Raw genomic sequence first — 21,314 nt, 5'->3', positions numbered from 1 at the left:
TCCTTGTGTGTGATCCCGCGTCAGCGGGGGCGCAAGGGGTTGTCCCCCTCGGGCCAGCGATAGAAGGCATCCAGCCAGGCCTCGCCCGTCTGCGGGGCCTGCCAGCGGGGGGATTTGTCCTTGTCGATGAGCAGGGCCCGCACCCCTTCCACGAAGTCCCCTCTGAGCACGCAGTTGACCGAGAGGGTCAGCTCGTCGGCAAACACCTCGGCCAGCGACTGGCGCCGTGCCTGCCAGAACTGGCGCCAGAGAATAGCGCGGCTGATGGGGCTGCCGCTCTGGCAAGTCGCCCGCGCCTGGGCCAGCGCCGGTTCGTCCAGCTCGGCACCCTCGAGGCGTGCCAACACCCCTTGCAGGGAGCGGCCGGCCAACAGCGTATCGATGCGGGCCTGGTGGGGCAACAGCACGGGGGTCGGCAGCGTCTGGCCAAGGGATCGCTGCAAACCGGCCAGCAGCCCCTCGATCTGCTCGCTGGCATCGACAGCGCCGGACCAGTCGAGGGCGGCGAGGCGCGCCGGCAGCTCCGCCCGCTCGTGGCTCGCCATGGCGTGATCCGCCAGACCCAGACCGATGGCGTCCGCCCCGTTGAAGCGAGCCCCGGTGAGACCGAGCCAGAGCCCGAGCCGGCCCGGCATGCGGCTCAAAAACCAGCTGGCCCCCACATCGGGGTAGAGGCCGATGGTCACCTCCGGCATGGCGAACAGGCTCTTCTCGGTCACTACCCGAAAACCGGCCCCGGCAAAGAGGCCGATGCCGCCCCCCATGCAGATGCCGTCCGCCACGCAGATGAGGGGCTTGCTGTAGCAGTGGATGTGATGATCGAGCCGGTACTCCTGCTCAAAGAAGTCGCGGGCATAGCCAAACAGTGCCGACTCGCTCGCCTCCTGCTTGCGGTAATAAAAAGAGCGGATGTCGCCGCCGGCGCAAAACGCCTTCTCGCCGGCCCCCTGCAGCAGCACGCAGACGATGGTCGGATCCTGCTCCCAGCGGGTCAGCGCCGCCTGCAACAACTGGATCATCTCAAGGCTCAGGGCATTGAGGGAGGCGGGGCTGTCCAGGGTCAGCATGCCGATGTGGCGACCATCCGCGGTGGGGTGGGTCTCGATGCGCACAGGCTCACTCATGGCTAGCCTCCGCAGACCGGGTATCAGCCCCTGCGACACGGCGGGCCGCCATCATTACCTCATTCATCCTTCACTCCCTCACTCTTCACAGGCTTCGATTGGTCGTAGTGCCAGCGCGGGGCCCGTTTCTCGAGGAAGGCGGCCACCCCTTCGCGCTGGTTGGCATCGTCAAACAGGGTGAGGAACAGGCTGCGCTCCAGCGGCAGCGCCGCGTCCCGATGGCCGCTGCGCCCCTGATTGATTAGGGTCTTGCAGGCGCGCAGGGCGCTCGGGCTCTGGCGCTCCACCAACTGGGCCATCTGGTGCGCCGCTTCCCAGGCGTGGCCCTCCTTCACCACCTCCTCCACCAGCCCCATTTCGTAGGCCAGGGTGGCGCTCACCTTCTCGCCGCAGAGGATCATCCGTTTGGCCCAGCCCGGCCCCACCAATTCGGTGAGGCGCTGGGTACCGCCGGCGCAGGGCAGCAAGCCCACCGAGGCCTCCGGCAAGCCCAGCTTGGCCTGCTGCTCGGCGATGCGGATATCGCAGGCCAGCGCTACCTCAAGGCCGCCCCCCATGGCGTAGCCGTTGATGGCGGCGATGCTGACCCCGTGAAAGCGGGCCAGCGCCTCGAAGGCGCGGCCAAAGGCCTCGGCCACTTCGCGGGCGTGCTCCAGGTTGCCGTCGGCAAACATGTTGAGATCGGCGCCGGCACAGAAGAACTTGTCTCCGGCCCCGCGGATCACCAGCGCCACCACGTCGGGGCGGCCGTCGAGTTCCACCATCATCTGCAAGAAGGCCTGCAGGCTGGCGAGCGTCCAGGTGTTGGCGGGAGGATGGTCGAGGGTGATATAGGCCACGTGACCGTGATATTCGAGCCTGATCCTTGTCATTGCGTTGTCCTTGTCAAAAAACCTGCCCCATGATGACAGGGTTGAATGGAGCCGACCTACGGCTGGCTCACAAAGCCTGACGACGAGTCACGCCAACCGCGTCGTCAGGGCGGCACCCTCTCGCTACTCCAGTGCCAGACCGGGCTCGGCCAGCAGACGGCGGGCGATGATGAGCCGCATCACTTCATTCGTCCCCTCCAGAATGCGGTGGACCCGGGTATCGCGCAGGTAGCGCTCGAGCGGGTACTCGCGGATATAACCATAGCCGCCAAAGAGTTGCAGGGCGTCGTCGCAGATGCGGTGGCCCACATCGGTGGCAAAGCGCTTGGCCATGGCGCACCAGGCGCTCTTGTCCGGCGCCCCGGCATCGAGTCTCGCGGCCGCCTGACGCACCAGCAGCCGGGCGGCGGCGAGCTCGGTGGCCATGTCGGCGAGGCGAAACTGCACGCTCTGGAATTCGCTGATCGGGTGGCCAAATTGCTGGCGCTGCTGCACATGGGCCAGGGCATCGTCGAGAGCCTGCTGGGCGGTGCCGACCGAGCAGGTGGCGATGTTGATGCGCCCGCCATCGAGGGCCTGCATGGCGAACTTGAACCCCTCGCCCTCCTGCCCCAGCCGATAACGGGCGGGAATGCGCACGGCGCTGAAGTTCACCTCCCGGGTCGGCTGGCTGTTCCAGCCCATCTTCTCCTCCGCCTTGCCGTAACTCACGCCGAGGGTCTGGGCCGGTACCATGAAGGCGGAGATCCCCTTCGCCCCCTCGCCACCGGTGCGGGCCATCACCACCAGCACGTCGGTGCTGCCGGCGCCCGAGATGAACACCTTGCTGCCGTCAAGAAGATAATCCAAGCCATCGCGCACGGCGCGGGTCTTGAGGGCCGCCGCATCGGAGCCAGCCCCCGGTTCGGTGAGGCAATAAGAGCCCAGCAGCTCGCCGCTGGCCAGCCTGGGTACCCACTCCTCGGCCACCTCGGCAGGCAACCAGCTGCCCAGCATCCAGCTCACCATGTTGTGGATGGTCAGATAGGCGGTGGTGGAGGTGCAGCCCATGGCGAGGCGCTCGAAGATAAGGCTGGCATCGAGCCTCGGCAGGCCGAGGCCGCCGTACTGCTCCGGGGTGTAGAGGCCACAAAAGCCAAGCGCCGCCGCCTGCTTGATGGTAGGGACAGGAAACTCGTGCTCCTTGTCCCAGCGCGCGGCGTGGGGCTTGAGCGCCTCCTCGGCAAAGGCACTGGCAGCCTCCACATAGGCCTGCTGATCCGGGGTCAGGTTAAAATCCATCTTGTTTGCTTCCTTGTACTTGTTCGGTCGTTCCGTTGCTGTCAATGAGTGCGCCCGGACAACCCGGGCGGCATCCGCCATCAGCGCAGCTGGATGGTCATGTTGGGGCCGGTCGGGATGTCTTCGTCGAACCAGCGTTCGGTCACCGTCTTGGTCTCGGTGTAAAAACGCACCGCCTGCTTGCCGTAGGCGTGCAGATCCCCGTAGAAGGAGCCGCGCCAGCCGGTGAAGGAGAAGAACGGCAGCGGCACCGGAATGGGCACGTTGATCCCCACCTGGCCCACCGCCACCTCGTGACGGAACTTGCGGGCGGCGGCGCCGCAGCCGGTGAAGATGGAGGTGCCGTTGCCGTAGGGGTTGTCGTTGATGAGGGCGAGCGCCTCATCGAGGTTCGCCACCTCGAGGCAGGCCAGCACGGGCCCGAAGATCTCCTCCTTGTAGATACGCATCTCGGGAGTCACGCCGCGAAACAGGGTCGGCCCCACCCAGTTGCCCACCGGGTAGCCGGGCACGTCGCAGAAGCGGCCGTCCAGCAGGCACTCGGCCCCCTCGGCGATCCCCGCCTCGATAAGCCCCTCCACCCTGACTTTGGCCTCCGGGCTGATGAGCGGGCCATAAGCCGCTTCAGGATCGTGCCAGACACCGGGCTTCACCTTGGCGAACTTGGCAGCGAGCTCGGGGATCCACTCCCGGGCAGTGCCCACGAACACCGCCACGCTGATGGCCATGCAGCGCTGACCGGCGGCGCCGACCCCGGCCCCCACCAGGTTGCTCAGCACCTGCGCCTTGTTGGCATCCGGCATGATCACCATGTGGTTCTTGGCACCGACAAAACACTGGGCCCGCTTGAGCTGGGAAGTAGCGCTGCGATAGACGTGGCCGCCGACCCGGGCCGAGCCGACGAAGCTGACCGCCTTGATGTCGGGATGGGCCAGCAGGGCATCCACCTGCTCGGCGCCGCCATGCACCACCGACAGAATGCCCCTGGGGGCCCCTGCCTCGGCAAACAGCTCGGCCAGGCGCATGGGGGTAAGCGGATCCTGCTCGGAGGGCTTGAGCACGAAGCCGTTGCCGCAGGCCACCGCCAGCGGGAACATCCAGAGCGGGATCATGGCCGGAAAGTTGAAGGGGGTGATGCCAAGGCAGACCCCGAGCGGCTGCACCCAGGAGTGGCCGTCGACCCGGCGGGCCACGTTGCCCATGGTCTCCCCCAGGGTCTGGCTGGCGATGGCGCAGGCCTGCTCCACCACCTCGATGCCGCGCCACACGTCCCCTTTGGCATCCGCCAGGTTCTTGCCGGTCTCCTGGGCCAGCAGGGCCGCCAGCTCGTCGTGATGCGTCTTCAACAGATGCTGGTAGTTGAACATCACCCGGGCCCGCTCGGAGGCCGGCACCTCTCGCCACAGCAGATAGGCGTCGTGGGCGGTGCGCACCGCCAGCGCAATTTCCGCCGAGGTGGCCTTTGGCACTCGCGCCAGCAGGCTCTGATCCGCCGGGTCGGTCACCTCGATCCACTGTTCGCTCGCGGAAGGGTACGCTTCCCCGCCGATGTGCAGCGGCACGTCACCGAACCGGGTCTGATGGTTGTTCATGGGCACTCTCTCCTTGCTGGCACATCATGGGCCGTTTGCGGGCGGGCCATGGGCACTCCTGTGACGGGGGACCATCACGACCGGGCAATCGCCCTTGCCGTCATGGCGCAACAAATTTACCTTAGACTAACAATCAATTTACGTTTACGCTAACGTAAACTTAAATCACAAATGGACTGACCAGTTTGGCCCCCTGTTTCGGCTCGGCCGCCAGGCTGTCACCCCTTCATATGAGGAGAGCAAGGATGCATGCAGTGATGGACGAGACCCTGTGCGCCCTGACCGAGCAGGTCGAGGCCTTCTGCCAGAAAGTGATCGCGCCGCGGGCCGGCGACATCGATCAGAGCAACGTCTTCCCCCGCGATATCTGGCCCCGGATGGGTGAGCTGGGGCTGCACGGCATCACGGTGGCGGAGGAGTATGACGGGGTGAACCTCGGCTATCTGGCCCATGTGCTGGTAATGGAGCAGGTAAGCCGCGCCAGCGCCTCGGTCGGCCTCTCCTACGGCGCCCACTCCAACCTCTGCATCAACCAGATCCACCGCCACGGCACGGCGGCGCAGAAAGCGCGCTACCTGCCGCCGCTGGTGAGCGGCAAGCATGTGGGGGCCCTGGCCATGAGCGAGCCGGGCGCCGGCTCCGACGTGGTGAGCATGCGCCTCACCGCGGTGCGCGAGGGGGATCACTTCGTGCTCAACGGCAACAAGATGTGGATCACCAACGGGCCCGATGCCGACACCTTCGTCATCTATGCCAAGACGGATCCCGCCGCCGGGCCCAAAGGGATTTCTGCCTTTATCGTCGAGGCGGAGACCCCAGGTTTTTCCACCGCCCAGAAGCTCGACAAGCTCGGCATGCGCGGCTCCAGCACCTGCGAGCTGGTGTTCGACAACTGCCGGGTGCCGCAGGAAAACCTGCTGGGCCCCCTGCACGGCGGGGTCAAGGTGTTGATGAGCGGGCTCGATTACGAGCGAGTGGTGCTGGCGGCCGGCCCGCTCGGCATCATGCAGGCCTGCATGGACGTGGTGCTGCCCTATGTGCGCGAGCGCAAGCAGTTCGGCCAGGCCATCGGTGAGTTCCAGCTGGTGCAGGGCAAGCTTGCCGACATGTATACCCGCCTCGCCAGCAGCCGGGCGCTGGTCTATTCGGTGGCGAGCGCCTGCGATCAGGGCCGCACCAGCCGCAAGGATTGTGCCGCCGCCATCCTGTTTGCCGCCGAAAATGCCACCCAGATGGCGCTCGATGCCATCCAGCTGCTCGGCGGCAACGGCTACATCAACGAATACCCCACCGGCCGCCTGCTGCGGGACGCCAAGCTCTACGAGATAGGCGCCGGCACCTCGGAGATCCGCCGCTGGCTCATCGGTCGCGAGCTGATGGGGGATAATGCATGAGCAGGCTCCACTCCCGTCTCGACACCGCCAGTCCCGACTACGAAGCCAATCAGGCCGCCATGCAGGCCCTGGTCGACGATCTCAATGCCCGCCTGGAGGAGATAGCCTTGGGCGGCGGCGCGGCCAACAACGCCCGCCATCAGGCCCGCGGCAAGCTGCTGCCCCGCGAGCGCATCAACCAGTTGTTAGACCCGGGCTCCCCGTTTCTCGAGCTCTCGGCGCTGGCCGGCTGGCAGGTCTATGACGAGCCGGTGCCCGCCGCCGGCATCCTCACCGGTATCGGCCGGGTCTCTGGGCGCCTGTGCATGCTGGTGGTGAACGATGCTACCGTGAAGGGCGGCACCTACTACCCGCTCACGGTGAAAAAGCACCTGCGCGCCCAGGCCATTGCCGAGCGGCTGCGCCTCCCCTGCCTCTATCTGGTGGATTCCGGCGGCGCCTTCTTGCCGATGCAGGACGAGGTGTTCCCCGACCGGGATCACTTTGGCCGCATCTTCTACAACCAGGCCCGCATGTCGGCCCAGAACATCCCGCAGCTGGCGGTGGTGATGGGGCTCTGCACCGCCGGTGGTGCCTACGTGCCCGCCATGGCGGATGAGTCCATCATGGTCAGGGAGCAGGCCACCATCTTTCTGGCGGGCCCGCCGCTGGTCAAGGCGGCCACCGGCGAGGAGATCAGCGCCGAGGCCCTGGGCGGCGCCGAGGTGCACTGCGCCCACTCCGGGGTGGCGGATCACATGGCCCGCGACGATGCCCATGCCCTGGCCATCGCCCGCACTCTGGTGACCCACTTGGGCAATGAGCCGGTAGAGACCAACCCCGGCTACGAGTCCCCCTGCTACCCCATCGAGGAGCTCTACGGCCTGGTGGGCACCAGCCTCAAGCGCCCCTATGACGCACGGGAGCTGATCGCCCGACTGGTGGATGGCTCTGACTTTGACGAATTCAAGGCGCTGTTCGGCACCACCCTGGTGACCGGTTTTGCCCGGATCTGCGGCATGCCGGTGGGGATCCTCGCCAACAACGGGGTGCTGCACAGCGACAGCGCCCAGAAGGGAGCCCACTTCATCCAGCTCTGCAACCGGCGCGCCATCCCGTTGCTCTTTTTGCAGAACATCACCGGCTTTATGGTGGGCAGCTCGGCTGAGCGCGAAGGGATCGCCAAGCACGGTGCCAAGCTGGTCACCGCGGTGGCCTGCAGCCGGGTGCCCAAGATCACCCTGGTCGTCGGCGGCAGCTTTGGCGCCGGCAACTACGGCATGTGCGGGCGCGCCTACGACCCCGATTTTCTGTTCAGCTGGCCCAACAGCCGCATCTCCGTCATGGGAGGCGAGCAGGCAGCCGGGGTGCTGGTGCAGGTGCGCCGGGACAAGCTGGCCGCCGAGGGCAAGCCGTTGAGCGAGCAGGAGGCGGCCGCCATCCGCGCCCCGGTGATCGAGCAGTATGAGCGTCAGGGTCACCCCTACTACGCCAGCGCTCGCCTATGGGATGACGGCGTCATCGACCCGGCCCAGAGTCGCACCGTGCTGGCGTTGGCGCTGGCAGCCTGTCAGGGGGCCGAGACCGGCCCGGAACAGTACGGCATCTTCCGGATGTAAGGAGTTCACATGTCCGATCCATTCAGTCACGACATTCAGCCCGGTTTTCGGCTGGAGCGACACGGCCCGCTGGCCGAGCTGGTGCTGTCGCGCCCGGCCCGCCACAACGCCTTTGACGCCGACCTCATGCTGGGGCTGCTGGACTGCCTCGACGAGCTGGCCCACACCCACGGCCAGGCCCTCGCCGACCGCCCCCACGCCTTGCTGCTGCGCGCCGAAGGCAAGCATTTTTGCGCCGGCGCCGATCTTAACTGGATGCGCAACCAGGCCCATGCCGATTTCGAGCACAACCGGGAAGACGCCCGGGTACTGGCCCGGTTGATGCAAACCCTGGACGAGCTTCCTTTCCCCACGGTGGCGCTGGTGCAGGGGGCCGCCTATGGCGGAGCGCTTGGCCTGGTCTGTGCCTGCGATCTGGTGCTGGCCGCCGATGACGCCCGCTTCTGCCTCTCCGAGGTGAGCCTCGGGCTGGTGCCCGCGGTGATCAGTCCCTACGTGGTGCGCGCCATGGGAATGCGCCAGGCCCGTGCCCTGATGCTCAGCGCCGACCCGTTCGATGCGGTCACTGCCTGCCGCCTCAACGTGGCGCACCGGCGCTGCCCGCCGGATCAGCTGCTGGCCGAAGGACGCGCGCAGGCCCTGCGTCTGTGCCGCAACGGGCCAGAGGCGATGAAAGAGACCAAGCGGCTGCTGGCCGCCCTCGAGAGCCACAGCGCCAGCCTGCACGAAGAGAAAACCGTCGAGACCATCGCCCGGGTACGGGTCGGTCTCGAAGCCCAGGAGGGGATGCAAGCCTTCTTCGACAAACGCTCCCCCAGCTGGCGTCCCCGTTTCAAGGATGAGACATGACTCAATACCACCCCATCAAGCACCTGCTGATCGCCAGCTGTGGTCAATATAACTGGCGTGTGGATCAACACGCTTCGCACTTGTGCGCCTTGAACGACAGGGAGCCAGCATGACCCATCACGCTCCAATCAAGCGTCTGCTGATCGCCAATCGTGGCGAAATCGCCGTGCGGATCATCAAGACCGCCCGGCGCCTCGGCATTCACACCATCGCCCTCTACTCGGACGCCGACGCCAGCGCCATGCATGTGCGCGAAGCCGACGAAGCCTGGCATCTGGGGCCGGCCCCCGCCCGGGAGAGCTACCTCGACACCGGCAAGGTGCTGAAGATTGCCAAAGAGGCGAACGCCGACGCCATCCACCCGGGCTACGGTTTCCTCTCCGAGAACAGCGACTTTGCCGCCGCCTGCGAGCAGCGGGGCTTGCGCTTCATCGGGCCAAGCGGCGCCGCCATCCTCGCCATGGGCGACAAGTCCGGTGCCAAGGCGCTGATGCAGGCCGCCGGCGTGCCGGTGCTGCCCGGTTATCACGGCGCGGATCAGCACCCCGACTTTTTGCGCGATCAGGCGAGCCAGGTGGGCTTTCCGCTCCTTATCAAGGCGGCCAGTGGCGGCGGTGGCAAGGGGATGCGCCGGGTCGATCAGCTGGCCGACTTTGACGCGGCCCTGGCAGCGGTCAAGCGGGAGGCAAGTTCTGCCTTCGGTGACGACCATGTGCTGCTGGAGCGCTATCTCGCCTGCGCCCGCCACGTAGAGGTGCAGGTGTTTGCCGATACCCTCGGCAACGCCATCTATCTGGGGGATCGGGACTGCTCGTTGCAGCGCCGCCACCAGAAGGTGATCGAGGAGGCCCCCGCCCCCGACATTCCTCCGGCGCTGCGCCGTGCCATGGGCGAGGCGGCCGTCGCCGCCGCCCGCGCCATCAAGTATCGAGGAGCCGGCACCATCGAATTTCTGCTGTGCGGGGAGGAGTTCTTCTTCATGGAGATGAACACCCGGCTGCAGGTGGAGCACCCGGTCACCGAGGCCGTCACCGGCCAGGATCTGGTAGCCTGGCAGCTGGCGGTGGCCGAAGGCAAGCCGCTGCCACTCACCCAGGAGGAGGTGGTGCTGCGCGGCCACGCGGTGGAGGCGCGCCTCTACGCCGAAGACGTGGCCGCCGGGTTTCTGCCCGCCAGCGGCCCCATCCAGTGGCTCAGCTGGCCCAAAGGAGTGCGCATCGATACCGGGGTCAGCGCCGGCGATGCGGTAAGCCCCTATTACGACCCCATGATCGCCAAGCTGATCGCCCATGCACCGAGTCGCAGCGAAGCCTTTGCCAGCCTGGCCGACGCGCTGGCGGCGCTGGAGCTCGGCCCCTTGGTGCACAACGGTCCGCTCTTGCTGCGCCTGTGCGAAGAGCCAGAGGTGCTGGCGATGGGCCACCACACCCAGTGGCCCATTCCCACCGATACTCTGCCCGTTCCGGCGCTCGCCTGGCCGCTCGCCGCCCTCTGGCTCGCCAGTCGCCAGCGCGATGCCTCCCCCTGGCAGCAGGCAACAGGCTTTCGGCTCGGCCCCAACCGCAGCTTCAGCGCAGCGGTGCGCATCGACGAGGAGGCCCGCGTGCTGACCCTCACCGAGCAAGCCGGCGCCCTGCTCTGGCAGGGTGAACAGATCCCGTTCGAGCTTGGGCCGGATCACATACGCCTGCAGCAGGACGGCAACTGGCTGCGCTACCCGCTGCAGTCCCTCGGCGAGGGCGACTATCTGCTGCAACTGGCGGGCAGGCGTATCCGCTTCTCGGCCGATGATCAGCATCATCAGCTGCACCATGATCACCAGGTGGGCGGCGCCGCCGGCATCCTGGCCCCCATGCACGGCATAGTGGTGGCGCTGCAGGTCGAGGCCGGCCAGCCGGTCAGTAAGGGGCAGCCCCTGCTGGTGCTGGAGGCCATGAAGATGGAGCACGTCCTCAAGGCCGACCGGGATGGGGTGATCGAAGCGCTGCAGTGCCGCCAGGGCGAACAGGTGAGTCAGGGCGCCGTGCTGGTGCGCTTTGCCGAAGAGCAGACCGGGCAGGAGGTGCGTTCATGAACCGAGCACAGGAGAACCGGGACGACAAGGTCAGCCTGGTGGAGATGGGGCCGCGGGACGGCCTGCAGAATGAGGCCGCGACCCTCTCGCTGGTGCAGCGGCTGGAGCTCATCGCCCGCCTGGCCGAGAGCGGGCTGCAGCGCATCGAGGTGGGCGCTTTCGTGTCACCCAAAAAGGTGCCGCAGATGGCGGATTCCGCCGCACTGTTCGACGCCCTGCCGCGCAAGGTTGCAACCCGTTACGGCGCCCTGGTGCCCAATCTGCAGGGGCTGCAGGCCGCCATCGCCGCCCGCGCCGACGAGATAGGCCTCTTTACCGCCTGCTCGGACGGCTTTACCCGGGCCAACATCGGCATCAGCGTGGAGGAGTCGCTGGTGCGCTTCGCCCCCTTGGTGCAGGAGGCGCGCAGCCTCGGCATCAAGGTGCGCGGCTACCTCTCCACCGTCATCGCCTGCCCGTTCGATGGCCCGACCCGGCCCAAGCGGGTCGCCGCCATGGCCGAGCGACTGCTGGATCTGGGCTGCCACGAGATATCCCTCGGCGACACCATAGGCGTCGGCACCCCTGGCACGGTGGCCCCCATGCTGGATGCGGTGCTGCACGAGATCCCGGCCGGCCGGCTGGCGGTCCATTTTCACGACACCTATGGCCAGGGGCTGGCCAACCTGCTGCCGGCGCTGGAGCGCGGCATCCGCACCATCGACAGCTCGGTGGCCGGGCTCGGTGGTTGCCCCTATGCCCCCGGCGCCTCCGGCAACGTCGCCTCGGAGGAGGTGGTCTACCTGCTGCACGGCCTTGGCATGAGTACAGGCGTCGATCTCGACAAGCTGGCCGCCACCGGTCAGTGGGTGAGCGAGCAGCTCGGCCGCCCCAACGGCTCTCGGGTCGGCCGGGCCCTGCACGCCAACGCCGAGCGGCTGCGCACGCGGCTGTGCCAGCCATCCCCGCATTAAGGAGCCCCGCCATGCCCAATACCCTCGCCCACGGACTCGCCGGCAAGGAGGTGACCTACAGCATCTCCGAGCTGGCTCACGAGTTCGACATCACCCCGCGCACCATCCGCTACTACGAGGACGAGGGGCTCATCACCCCGACCCGGGAGGGGCAGACCCGCATCTACAGCCACAAGGACAAGATCCGCCTAAAGCTGACCCTGCGCGGCAAGCGCCTCGGCTTCAGCCTGGCGGAGATCCGCGAGCTGTTCGACATGTATGACACCGACCGATCCAGCAAGACCCAGCTCAACTCCATGATCCAGCTCATCGAAACCAAGCGCCACTCCCTGCGCCAGCAGCTGGAGGATATCCAGATGGTGATGGCCGAGCTGGAGGCGGCCGAGCAGCGCTGCGTAAATTCCCTTAACGGCTTGAAAACTGGCGCAGATTAACCGAATCTGGGGTTATTTACCCCCTTCCGGGAGCCCCGATGAAACGCTGGTGCTGGTTGTTGCTGCTGCTCTGCTGCGGGGCATGGGGCCACCCTGTGATCCGGGTCGGCGGCTACCCCTATGCCCCCTTTGTGATCAAGGATGCGAACGACGGCTATCACGGGCTGACCCTGGATCTTATCGCCCAGCTCAACGACATCCAGCGGGACGTGCGTTTCGTCTTCGTGCCCACCTCCGCCACTCACCGCTACCAGGCGCTGGCCCTCGGTCGTTTCTCCCTGATCCTGTTTGAAGACATCCATTGGGACTGGCATGCCGATGAGGTGCTGATGACCCGTCCGCTGCTGCTGGGTGGAGAGATCTATGTTGCGCTCAAGGCGCCGGGGCGGGATCAAACTGTCTTTGATCATCTGGAGCAACGCCAGCTGATCGGCGTCAGCGGCTATCACTACGGCATCGCCGATTTCGACGCGACACCGGGCAACATGAAGCGACGCTTCAACATCACCTTGGTCAAGGACAACGTCAGCGCCCTGCAGGGGCTGTTCAAGGGGCGCGGCGAGGTGGCCATCATCAACCTCTCCTACCTCAACCAGTTCGAGAAAGAACAGCCGAAACAGGCCGCACGACTGCTGCGATCGGACAAATGGGATCAGCAATACGCGCTGCGAGCCCTGCTCAGCCCGGATAGCAGGGTCTCGGTGCAGCAGCTGGAGCTGTGGCTGGATGCGCTTGAAAAGAGCGGAAAACTGGCAAGCCTCTGGACAAGGTACGGCGTACAGAATCAAGTGGCACCATGATAATGACCTGAAAGTTTGTTACCCTATGCGCATCAATTGGAGACCCTCATGCCCAAGCCCCTGCGTGCCCGCCTGCTGCGCTACGCTCTCTACTTCTGCGCCGCCCTGCTCTGTTCTCTGCTCATTCTGTTATGGCAAGCCCCCACCCTCACCCAGCGCCACCTGCCGGCCTGGCTGGCCAAACACTACGGTCTGCACCTGACCCTGGGGGAGATTGACATCGGCCTGCGCCACCCCTCCCTCGCCATCGGCCCCACCACCCTGTTCGATGACCAGCAACAGCCCCTCGTCGCCTTCGATCGCTTGCAGCTCACCCCCCTGATAGGGGAAAGCTGGCGCCAGCGCGCCCTGATCCTCGATGAGGCACTGCTGGTCAAGCCGACGGTCAATCTGGTACGACTGGCGGATCGCGGCCAAGACGTTCGCTTCAACCTGACCGAGGCGCTGGCCAGCCTGCTCGCGCCGAGTAACGCCGCGACCACCGACAGCGGCGCCCCCCTGCTGGTGCAAGTCAACCGGCTGGCGGCCGAGCAGGGTCACATCACCTATCAGGACAGCCGCAAGCAGAGCAGCCCCGGCTGGGTGCCCACCCTGGCCCTGAGCGGGCTAGACCTGCAATTGCCACGCTTTTCCACCGCTCCGGGCCGCGCCAACCCTTTCGTGCTCGGAGCCACCCTCAATAAGCAGAGTCCGCTCAAGGCGAGCGGTGAGCTCGACATCATGAGCGGCGCCGGCAAGGGCAAGATCAGCCTGGGCAAACTGGCGCTCACCCCCTTCGCCCCGCTCTGGGCCCCCTATCTCGATATCAAGCTTGCCAGGGGCGAGGCCAACGCCGAGCTTGCCTACCAGATAACCGAGGGCAAGCAGGGGCTGGGCTGGCAACTCTCCAAGGGCAAGCTGACCCTCAATGACTGGCAGCTTCAGCGCAGCAAGGGCGGCGAATTTGCCCGCTTCAAGCAGCTGGCGCTGACCGGCATCGCGCTCGACGGCAGCAAGCAGGCGCTGCAGATCGACCGGGTGACGCTCAAGGCCCCGGCCGTCAGTGCCGTGCTCGATGCCAACCAGCAGCTGGATCTGGCGACCCTGCAGATCCCGCAGCCGCCGGTCAAAACCAGTAAAGCCGCCAAACCGGCCGCCCCTGCCAAACCCTGGCGCTGGAGCCTCAAGCAGACCCGCATCGAACAGGGCCAGCTCAAGCTGACCGAATCGAGCAGCGGCAAGCCGCTGCTGCGCGAGCTCTCCGCCCTGACGCTGGCCCTGGGTCCGCTGGGCAGTCAGAGCGGACAGCGCAGCCCGCTCACCTTGAGCGGGGCGCTCAACAACCAGGCAAAACTGGACTTTGACGGCGACCTCGCCCTCGCCCCCTTCAGCCTCAACGGCGAGATCAAGCAACAGGGTCTGCCGCTCAGCTGGGCCCAGCCCTATCTGCAAGATCTGCTGCGCATCAGTGTGCGCGACGGCCAGCTTGCCAGCCGCACCAAGCTGGCGCTGGCCACCGATGCCAAGGGGGCATTGAGCAAGCTGGAGCTGAGCGGCGGGCTCGATATCGATCGGCTCAACGTGCTGGATCGGGCCGACAACCAGCGCCTGCTGCAAATTGAGCAACTGCAACTGAGCGGCCTGCACTACGACGGCATCAGCCAGCAGGTGAAGATCGACGACATCCTGCTGCGCAAACCCTTCGCCCGCATCGAGATCAACGAGGACAGGGTCACCAACGTGCAGCAACTGCTGCTGCCGCAACCAGCCACGACCAAGCCCGCCAGCAGCGGCCCGGCCCCCCGCGTCAGCATCGCCCAGGTGCGCACCGAGCAGGGCAACCTGCGCTTTGCCGATCGCAGCCTGAGCCCGGAATTCGTGGTGGACATCGCTTCCCTCAGCGGCCAGAGTCGCCACATCAGCAACATCCCGGGCCAGCGCTCCGAGCTGGCCTTCAACGGCAAGGTGGACCGCTACGCCCCGGTGACCATTCGCGGCGGCACCAACCTGCTGATCGAGCAGCCGGTGCTGGACGTGGCCGTCACCTTCAACAACCTGGAGCTCACCACCTTCACCCCCTACTCCAGCACCTACGCCGGTTATGCCATCGACAAGGGCCAGCTCTCCATGAAGCTCAACTACCAGTTGCACGGCAACCGGCTGGAGGGAGACAACGACATCACCATCAAGAAGCTGCAACTGGGGGAAAAGGTCAAGAGCGAGCAGGCCAAGGATCTGCCGCTGGGGCTGGCGGTTGCCCTGCTGAGCGATGCCAACGGCGTCATCCAGATGAACCTGAAAGTGAAGGGCAACCTGGATCAGCCTGACTTCAGCCTCGGCAACATCTTCTGGGACGTGCTTGGCAACACCCTGCGCAAGGCGGTCACCTCCCCCTTCTCGCTGCTCGCCTCCCTCGCGGGTGGCAGCGAGGATCTGGACGAGCTGCCCTTCCTGCCTGGTGAGCCGGATCTCACTCCCACCCAGCAGGAGAAGCTGACCAAGCTGGCACAGGCCCTCAAGGACAGACCCAAGCTCAGCATGAACATTCGCGGCAAGGTCAACTTCAACGAGGAGCGCCCCATCTTGCAGCGCCAGAAGCTCGAGCGGGTGCTGGCCAAGATCACCGGCAACCCGGTGGATCTCGATCTGCTGGAGCAGGACCCCGCCATGCAATCGGCACTGGCAGAGGCCTATGAGGCCCGTTTCAACGAAGATCTCGGGGATCTGGCCGATCGGCTGAAGCTCGATGAGGCGAGCCCGGCCCTGCGCGCCCAGGCGGTTATCCTGCTTCGGGATCAGCAGCTCATCACCGCCAAGTCCCTGCGCAATCTGGCCATGCGCCGCGCCCAGAACACCAAGGAGTTTCTGGTAGACCGCCAGGGGATCGCACCGGAGCGGCTATTTGTGCTGGACAGCCAGGTCAAGGAGGCCGACAAGGAGGCCAAGGTGGTGCTGACCCTGGACGATTGAGCCGGTGACATCAGCAGGATGAGGGGGATGCCATTCCCCCTCTTCTTTGGGATTGAGCCCCCCTTTCGAGACCTGTTGCCGAGCACATCCCCCGCGTTCCTTCTCTTCCCCCTTCATCCGGCCAGCCCTCTCGGCTATCCAGCAACAATCTGCGTCACTGCATAAGGCCAACTGCAGGACCCAAGCTCGCGTTCAACACTTTATCACCCCCATCCTGACCCCCTTGTTTCAGATATCCACCTCGTCAGCTCACTCGCCCGGCGCAATGCCCCTTGCCCAGCCATGCCAAAGCCGCGGACAGGCAGTCAGGTCGCTTGTATTGAACCAGTCATTGACGCCTCTTGTCTGATGGCATATGAGCGTATTTTTTGGCCTCAGGTGTGCTCAGGTTTGGCGATGAAAATACGGTAGACAGCGCGGCTCAGCCCATCGCCTCGAGCTGTATGAAACTTTCAGAAACGTTCTGCTCAATACAATTTTTCAACCTTGCTTGAACCATTCATTCACCTGTCATCTACCTGGATCGCACGAATGGTCAGCCGGGTAAAAAATTCCGTTATTTTTTTACTGTTTCGTCCCTTCCGCCTCTTGCCCGAGGCCAAGAGCCTGCCTAAAATCGCGCGTCTTTTATCAACCCCCACCTCTATTTTTGGAGAACGCCACGTGAGCGAAAAATTGGCCAACCCTGCCCCTCTGGGTCTGATGGGTTTCGGTATGACCACCATTCTGCTGAACATCCATAACGCAGGTTTCTTCCCCATCAGCGCCATGATCCTGGCCATGGGCCTGTGCTATGGCGGTCTGGCCCAGATCATCGCCGGTATCATGGAGTACAAGCGCGGCAACACCTTCGGTGTGACTGCCTTCATCTCCTACGGCACCTTCTGGTGGAGCCTGGTGTTCCTGCTGGTGATGCCGACCATGGGTCTGGCCGAAGCCACTCCGCACGCCTACATGGGCTGGTACCTGCTGATGTGGGGCATGTTCACCCTGTTCATGCTGATCGGGACCGTCAACTACCCGCGCGTGAAGCAGTTCGTGTTCGCCTCCCTGACCGTGCTGTTCTTCCTGCTGGCCGCCCGTGACTTCACCGGCAGCACCCTGATCGGCACCATCGCCGGTTTCGAAGGCATCATCTGCGGCGCCAGCGCCATCTACCTGGCCATGGCCACCGTGATCAACGAGCAGTTCGGCCGCACCGTGCTGCCGATCGGCGATCACAAAAAAGCCGCCGCCGTTCAGCTCAAAGCCGCTGCCTAAGCACCCGGCCGACACAGCTGTCACGAAAAAGGCACCCCGCGGGGTGCCTTTTTGTTGGGCGCGATTTGCCAGGTTCACCCGACTAGCCGTGATACTCGGGCTCACCCGCCAGCAGTCGGGTCGCCGGAAAACGCGTCGCCGGCTGCTGGCCGAAGAAGCGGGTGAACTGCTGGTACACCGCCGGATAGGTATCGCGCAGGCGCAGCGGATCGGTAAAAAAGCACTCGCTGCACACCGCAAAGAACTCGGCCGGGTGCGAGGCGGCGTAAGGGTCGATGGCGGTAGGCTCATGGCGATCCAGCTGCGCATGCATGGCATCGAATGCTGCCTGCAGCGCACTCGTCCACTGGCGCGGATCCATGCCTGCCGGCAGCGGCGGCGCCCCGTCGGCCTCCCCTCCCAACATGTCGAGCTTGTGAGTCAGCTCGTGGATCACCAGATTGAAGCCGTCCCAGTCACCGTCCTGCTGTAGCTCGCTCCAGGCCAGTACCAGCGGCCCCTGGGGCCAGGATTCGCCGGCATTCTCCTCTTCCACCTCGCTCACCAGCCCGAACTCGTCCTGTACCTGCTGGCGGCGCACCACAGGCTCGGGGATCAGGATGATTTCGTGAAAGCCCCGATACCAGTCGAGCCCCAGATGCAGAATGGGCAACGCCGCCTGCAGGGCCAGCACCGCCTGCTGGCGGGGGGTAAGCGTCACCCCGATCTGGGTGAGGGTCTTGCGGGCCAGCAGCTGCTGCGCCAACCCGATCAGGGTCTGCTCCTCCTCCCGGGAAAAGCCCTGCAAAATGGGCACTGCGGCCAGGGCCTGCTGCCACTCCAGGGCATCCGGCCCCTGCTCATCTTGCCGGGACGCACCACCAAACACACTTCGTACGCGAGACCAGAACACGCAGACTCCTCTTTGCTGATCAGACTGTTTTCACAAACCGTTTCGGACGCTCGACATACCCCTGCGCCAGATAGAAGCGATGGGCCCCTTCCCGCTTGAGGCTGCTGGAGAGCTCCAGCTGGCTGCAATCCCGCTCCCGTGCATGGCTCTCTGCCACGGCCAACAGGGCGGCCCCCACGCCGCTTCCCCTTGCACCCTCATCGACAACCAGCGCCGAGATCAGGCCCCACTCTGGTGCAACGTGCAGCGGGTTCAGCCAGTGCCACACCAAGACGCCTGCGATCCCCTCATCCAGGCAGGCCACCAGCACCTCGCGGGCCGGATCCGGCGTCAGCCAGCGCTCCTCCAGCTCCTGTGGGCTGACCGGGTAGCCCAGCTGGCCGAACAAGTCGGCCATGGCGGCCACATCCCCGGCGCAGGCCGGGCGGATCACCGCCGTCTCTCTCTCTGTTTGCATCCTTGGCCTCGATTTTGCTCTGCTTCTCCCCCACGGGCATGCCGATGAAAGAGGAGATGATACCGGGTTGACACCGCATTTTGTCCAACCACATCACGATTTGTTAATGTCAATTCACAAATTAACAAGGTGACAACATATTTCGCTAGGAAGCCCTTGCACAAATCGATATGTTAAAACCCGCGGACTGGCCAGTGGAAACTTCCGCCACCAACCGGCCCCCAATCATAACGAGTGACCCCTGGGTCACCTGAAATTTAAGGGAGCGGGGCAGAGACCCCGCCAACAAGACAGCACAACAAAGGAGTTGTTGTACATGAATGAGATCGTCAATGCCATCAATGGTGTGATTTGGAGCCCTGCGCTCATCTACCTGTGTCTGGGGGTAGGCCTCTACTTCTCCCTGCGCAGCCGCTTTTTGCAACTGCGTCACATCAAGGAGATGATCCGCTTGATGTTTGATGGCAAGAGCACGGATGCGGGGGTCTCCTCCTTCCAGGCGCTGGCCATGACCCTGGCCGGTCGCGTCGGTACCGGCAACATCGCCGGGGTTGCCACCGCCATCACCTTCGGTGGCCCGGGCGCCCTGTTCTGGATGTGGATGGTAGCCTTCCTCGGCGCCAGCTCCGCCTTCGTGGAGTCCACCCTGGGTCAGGTCTACAAGGAGAAGATCAACGGCGAATACCGCGGCGGCCCGGCCTTCTACATCGAGAAGGGACTTGGCATGAGCTGGTTCGCCTGGACCTTCGCCATCGCCACCATCTTCGCCTGCGGCGTGCTGCTGCCAGGGGTGCAGGCCAACTCCATCGGGGCCAGTCTGCAGACTGCATTTGATATCGATCCGAACGTCACCGCCGCCGGTCTGGCGCTGCTGCTCGGTTTCATCATCTTCGGCGGCGTCAAGCGCATCGCCAGCTTCGCCAGTACCGTGGTGCCCTTCATGGCGCTGGGCTACATCATCGTCGCCTGCGTCATCATCGCCCTCAACATCCATGCGCTGCCGGGCGTGATCCTGCTGATCTGGAAGAGCGCGTTCGGGATGGATGCCGGCTTCGGTGCCATTCTGGGCCTGGCCATCATGTGGGGGGTCAAACGCGGGGTCTACTCCAACGAAGCAGGCCAGGGTACCGGTCCGCACGCCTCCTCCGCCGCTGCGGTAAGCCACCCGGCCAAGCAGGGCCTGGTGCAGGCGTTCTCCGTCTACATCGACACCCTGTTCGTCTGCTCCGCCACCGGCTTCATGCTGCTGATCACCGGCCTCTACAACGTGCAGGGGCCGGATGGCGCGGCGCTCTACACCGGTATTGCCGGCGTGGCTGCGGGCCCGGGCTATGTGCAGACCGCCATGGAGAGCATGATGCCGGGCTTTGGCAGCATGTTCGTGGCCATCGCGCTGTTCTTCTTCGCGTTCACCACCATCGTCGCCTACTACTACATCGCCGAGACCAACATAGCGTTCGTCAACCGCAAGATTAACCGCCCCTGGCTCACCTTCTTGCTGAAGATTGCCCTGATGGCCGCCACTGTCTACGGCACCGTCAAGACCGCCGATCTGGCCTGGGGCATGGGTGACATCGGGGTCGGCCTGATGGCCTGGCTCAACATCATTGCCATCCTGCTGCTGCAAAAGACCGCCTTCACCTGTCTGAAAGACTACGAGGCCCAGCAGGCCCAGGGGCTGGATCCGGTGTTCCACCCGGAGAAACTCGGCATCAAGAACGCCGACTACTGGTCTGGTCACCGCTCCGAAGACAACCTGGAGCAGGAGAAATCCGGTCACTCGTTCGAGCCGGACCAGGATCGCAAGATCTCCTGATCGCTTAAGACTCACCCAACAAAAATGGCAGCCTCGGCTGCCATTTCTTTTGTTCATCCTTGTCGCTCAGAGCGCGTTGCGGCGCGGCCCGAACGGCAGGCGCCAGCGAAACAGGCTGTTGAGGGTGGCACGCCACTGATTTGGGCGTCCCAGGATCTGCTTTTGCAACCGGGTCTCCTCTTTGAGCATTGCCTCGTCGCTGCGGGCCCAGGCCTGGTTGTAGAGCTGCTTGATCCCCGCCAGCGCGTCCGGCGACTTGGTGATGAGAGTTCTCGCGAACTCCCGCGCCTGAGCCAGCGGATCGTCGCAGACCCGGCTCACCAGCCCGAGAGACTTGGCCTCCGGCGCCGCCAGCTCGCGCCCGCTCATGGCCAGCTCCATGGCGGTATCCACCCCCATCAGGTTGCGCATGGTGACGCTGCCGCTCATGTCGGGGATGATGCCCCACTTGATCTCCATCACCGAGAAGCGGCAATCGGGGGTGCTGAACCTAAAGTCGGCGCCAAGGGCGATCTGCAGCCCGCCGCCAAAGCAGACCCCCTGGGTCACGGCGATCACCGGCACCGGCAGCTGATGCCAGCCATAGGCCACCCGCTGGGCCAGGTTGGTGGCTTCGTCCGCCTCGCGTTTTAAAATCTCGAGCGCCGCCACCGGCTGCTTGAGCATGGATTTCACATCCAACCCGGCGCAAAAGGCCCGCCCCTCCCCGTGCAGGATCACCGCCCGCAACCCCTTGTGCTGGCGTAGCTGCTCGAGTACCTCGTCAATGGCGCTGAACATGCCTCTGTCCAGCGCATTGAGCTTGTCGCCCCGCGCCAGCATCACCTCGGCGATGCCGTCCCGGATCTCGCATTTGACCCTTGGTTTTTCCATTTTCCCCTGTCCTCTCCTGAGCTCACACTGGTCATACCACCACGTTATCAGAGTGTTATCATCAGGTACAGCGGCCCATGGGATCGGCTGGCCGTG

Annotated in this window: 17 protein-coding genes; 10 read left to right on the top strand and 7 right to left on the bottom strand. The window is 64.9% G+C overall.

Annotated elements, in window-relative coordinates; genetic code table 11:
- Positions 1-20: 20 nt before the first annotated feature.
- The 4 genes from PG897_RS00685 to PG897_RS00670 all read right to left on the bottom strand — a co-directional run bounded on the left by PG897_RS00685 (position 21) and on the right by PG897_RS00670 (position 4,869).
- On the bottom strand, positions 21-1,124 hold the full coding sequence (locus tag PG897_RS00685; protein ID WP_201883557.1) for an enoyl-CoA hydratase/isomerase family protein: 1,104 nt from the start codon (positions 1,122-1,124) through the stop codon (positions 21-23).
- A gap of 59 nt (positions 1,125-1,183) precedes the next feature.
- The gene (locus PG897_RS00680; RefSeq protein WP_043171672.1) at positions 1,184-1,996 is read right to left on the bottom strand and encodes an enoyl-CoA hydratase; all 813 of its coding nucleotides are present in this window, start codon (positions 1,994-1,996) and stop codon (positions 1,184-1,186) included.
- A gap of 123 nt (positions 1,997-2,119) precedes the next feature.
- Entirely contained in the window at positions 2,120-3,277 is a 1,158-nt protein-coding gene (locus PG897_RS00675) for an acyl-CoA dehydrogenase family protein (RefSeq protein WP_201881844.1), read from the bottom strand.
- An 80-nt stretch (positions 3,278-3,357) separates the two neighbouring features.
- On the bottom strand, positions 3,358-4,869 hold the full coding sequence (locus PG897_RS00670; protein ID WP_201881846.1) for a CoA-acylating methylmalonate-semialdehyde dehydrogenase: 1,512 nt from the start codon (positions 4,867-4,869) through the stop codon (positions 3,358-3,360).
- Positions 4,870-5,114: 245 nt separating this feature from the next.
- On the opposite strand from PG897_RS00670, the gene PG897_RS00665 reads away from it, so the two are divergent.
- From PG897_RS00665 to PG897_RS00625, 9 genes are all read left to right on the top strand, one after another.
- The gene (locus PG897_RS00665) at positions 5,115-6,263 is read left to right on the top strand and encodes an isovaleryl-CoA dehydrogenase (protein ID WP_201881848.1); all 1,149 of its coding nucleotides are present in this window, start codon (positions 5,115-5,117) and stop codon (positions 6,261-6,263) included.
- Positions 6,260-7,861, top strand: coding sequence for a carboxyl transferase domain-containing protein (locus PG897_RS00660; protein WP_043171669.1), 1,602 nt, complete (start codon positions 6,260-6,262; stop codon positions 7,859-7,861). Before PG897_RS00665 ends, PG897_RS00660 begins: the two co-directional genes overlap by 4 nt.
- Before the next feature lie 9 nt (positions 7,862-7,870).
- Positions 7,871-8,710, top strand: coding sequence for an enoyl-CoA hydratase-related protein (locus PG897_RS00655; protein WP_043171668.1), 840 nt, complete (start codon positions 7,871-7,873; stop codon positions 8,708-8,710).
- A gap of 109 nt (positions 8,711-8,819) precedes the next feature.
- Positions 8,820-10,784, top strand: coding sequence for an acetyl/propionyl/methylcrotonyl-CoA carboxylase subunit alpha (locus PG897_RS00650; protein WP_043171667.1), 1,965 nt, complete (start codon positions 8,820-8,822; stop codon positions 10,782-10,784).
- Positions 10,781-11,737 (top strand): hydroxymethylglutaryl-CoA lyase, encoded by a 957-nt coding sequence (locus PG897_RS00645; protein WP_043171665.1) that lies wholly within the window; start codon positions 10,781-10,783, stop codon positions 11,735-11,737. The genes PG897_RS00650 and PG897_RS00645 overlap by 4 nt, the downstream gene beginning before the upstream one ends.
- 11 nt (positions 11,738-11,748) lie before the next feature.
- On the top strand, positions 11,749-12,171 hold the full coding sequence (locus tag PG897_RS00640; RefSeq protein ID WP_005301493.1) for a MerR family transcriptional regulator: 423 nt from the start codon (positions 11,749-11,751) through the stop codon (positions 12,169-12,171).
- A 38-nt stretch (positions 12,172-12,209) separates the two neighbouring features.
- Complete coding sequence (locus PG897_RS00635) at positions 12,210-12,971, top strand: substrate-binding periplasmic protein (protein WP_043171664.1); 762 nt, start codon at positions 12,210-12,212, stop codon at positions 12,969-12,971.
- Between the two features lie 48 nt (positions 12,972-13,019).
- Positions 13,020-15,920: a DUF748 domain-containing protein gene (locus PG897_RS00630; RefSeq protein ID WP_201881850.1), complete on the top strand. Its 2,901-nt coding sequence runs from the start codon at positions 13,020-13,022 to the stop codon at positions 15,918-15,920.
- A gap of 663 nt (positions 15,921-16,583) precedes the next feature.
- Positions 16,584-17,180 carry an acetate uptake transporter gene (locus PG897_RS00625; protein WP_017764320.1) on the top strand — a complete coding sequence of 199 codons (597 nt, stop codon included), beginning with the start codon at positions 16,584-16,586 and terminating at the stop codon, positions 17,178-17,180.
- Positions 17,181-17,262: 82 nt separating this feature from the next.
- Here PG897_RS00625 and PG897_RS00620 read toward each other — a convergent pair whose 3' ends face one another.
- Both PG897_RS00620 and PG897_RS00615 read right to left on the bottom strand, forming a co-directional pair.
- Positions 17,263-18,072, bottom strand: coding sequence for a zinc-dependent peptidase (locus tag PG897_RS00620; protein WP_201881851.1), 810 nt, complete (start codon positions 18,070-18,072; stop codon positions 17,263-17,265).
- Between the two features lie 19 nt (positions 18,073-18,091).
- Positions 18,092-18,529 (bottom strand): GNAT family N-acetyltransferase, encoded by a 438-nt coding sequence (locus tag PG897_RS00615; protein ID WP_124250592.1) that lies wholly within the window; start codon positions 18,527-18,529, stop codon positions 18,092-18,094.
- A gap of 316 nt (positions 18,530-18,845) precedes the next feature.
- On the opposite strand from PG897_RS00615, the gene PG897_RS00610 reads away from it, so the two are divergent.
- On the top strand, positions 18,846-20,345 hold the full coding sequence (locus PG897_RS00610) for an alanine/glycine:cation symporter family protein (protein ID WP_117403429.1): 1,500 nt from the start codon (positions 18,846-18,848) through the stop codon (positions 20,343-20,345).
- Between the two features lie 66 nt (positions 20,346-20,411).
- On the opposite strand, the gene PG897_RS00605 is transcribed toward PG897_RS00610, so the two are convergent.
- A complete protein-coding gene (locus PG897_RS00605) occupies positions 20,412-21,218 on the bottom strand; it encodes a crotonase/enoyl-CoA hydratase family protein (protein ID WP_201881852.1) in 807 nt (268 codons plus the stop codon).
- Positions 21,219-21,314: the final 96 nt, after the last annotated feature.

The organism is Aeromonas sp. QDB20, from assembly GCF_027707805.1.
Classification (GTDB): Bacteria; Pseudomonadota; Gammaproteobacteria; order Enterobacterales; family Aeromonadaceae; genus Aeromonas; species Aeromonas dhakensis.
Note: the sequence above shows the minus strand (reverse complement) of the source record. Positions and strands in the feature narration are given on the sequence as shown.

What these genes read in the sequence shown, in the direction of transcription:
- PG897_RS00685 (WP_201883557.1), bottom strand. Translation starts at nt 1,124, where the DNA reads ATGAGTGAGCCTGTGCGCATCGAGACCCACCCCACCGCGGATGGTCGC.
- PG897_RS00680 (WP_043171672.1), bottom strand. Translation starts at nt 1,996, where the DNA reads ATGACAAGGATCAGGCTCGAATATCACGGTCACGTGGCCTATATCACC.
- PG897_RS00675 (WP_201881844.1), bottom strand. Translation starts at nt 3,277, where the DNA reads ATGGATTTTAACCTGACCCCGGATCAGCAGGCCTATGTGGAGGCTGCC.
- PG897_RS00670 (WP_201881846.1), bottom strand. Translation starts at nt 4,869, where the DNA reads ATGAACAACCATCAGACCCGGTTCGGTGACGTGCCGCTGCACATCGGC.
- PG897_RS00665 (WP_201881848.1), top strand. Translation starts at nt 5,115, where the DNA reads ATGCATGCAGTGATGGACGAGACCCTGTGCGCCCTGACCGAGCAGGTC.
- PG897_RS00660 (WP_043171669.1), top strand. Translation starts at nt 6,260, where the DNA reads ATGAGCAGGCTCCACTCCCGTCTCGACACCGCCAGTCCCGACTACGAA.
- PG897_RS00655 (WP_043171668.1), top strand. Translation starts at nt 7,871, where the DNA reads ATGTCCGATCCATTCAGTCACGACATTCAGCCCGGTTTTCGGCTGGAG.
- PG897_RS00650 (WP_043171667.1), top strand. Translation starts at nt 8,820, where the DNA reads ATGACCCATCACGCTCCAATCAAGCGTCTGCTGATCGCCAATCGTGGC.
- PG897_RS00645 (WP_043171665.1), top strand. Translation starts at nt 10,781, where the DNA reads ATGAACCGAGCACAGGAGAACCGGGACGACAAGGTCAGCCTGGTGGAG.
- PG897_RS00640 (WP_005301493.1), top strand. Translation starts at nt 11,749, where the DNA reads ATGCCCAATACCCTCGCCCACGGACTCGCCGGCAAGGAGGTGACCTAC.
- PG897_RS00635 (WP_043171664.1), top strand. Translation starts at nt 12,210, where the DNA reads ATGAAACGCTGGTGCTGGTTGTTGCTGCTGCTCTGCTGCGGGGCATGG.
- PG897_RS00630 (WP_201881850.1), top strand. Translation starts at nt 13,020, where the DNA reads ATGCCCAAGCCCCTGCGTGCCCGCCTGCTGCGCTACGCTCTCTACTTC.
- PG897_RS00615 (WP_124250592.1), bottom strand. Translation starts at nt 18,529, where the DNA reads ATGCAAACAGAGAGAGAGACGGCGGTGATCCGCCCGGCCTGCGCCGGG.
- PG897_RS00610 (WP_117403429.1), top strand. Translation starts at nt 18,846, where the DNA reads ATGAATGAGATCGTCAATGCCATCAATGGTGTGATTTGGAGCCCTGCG.
- PG897_RS00605 (WP_201881852.1), bottom strand. Translation starts at nt 21,218, where the DNA reads ATGGAAAAACCAAGGGTCAAATGCGAGATCCGGGACGGCATCGCCGAG.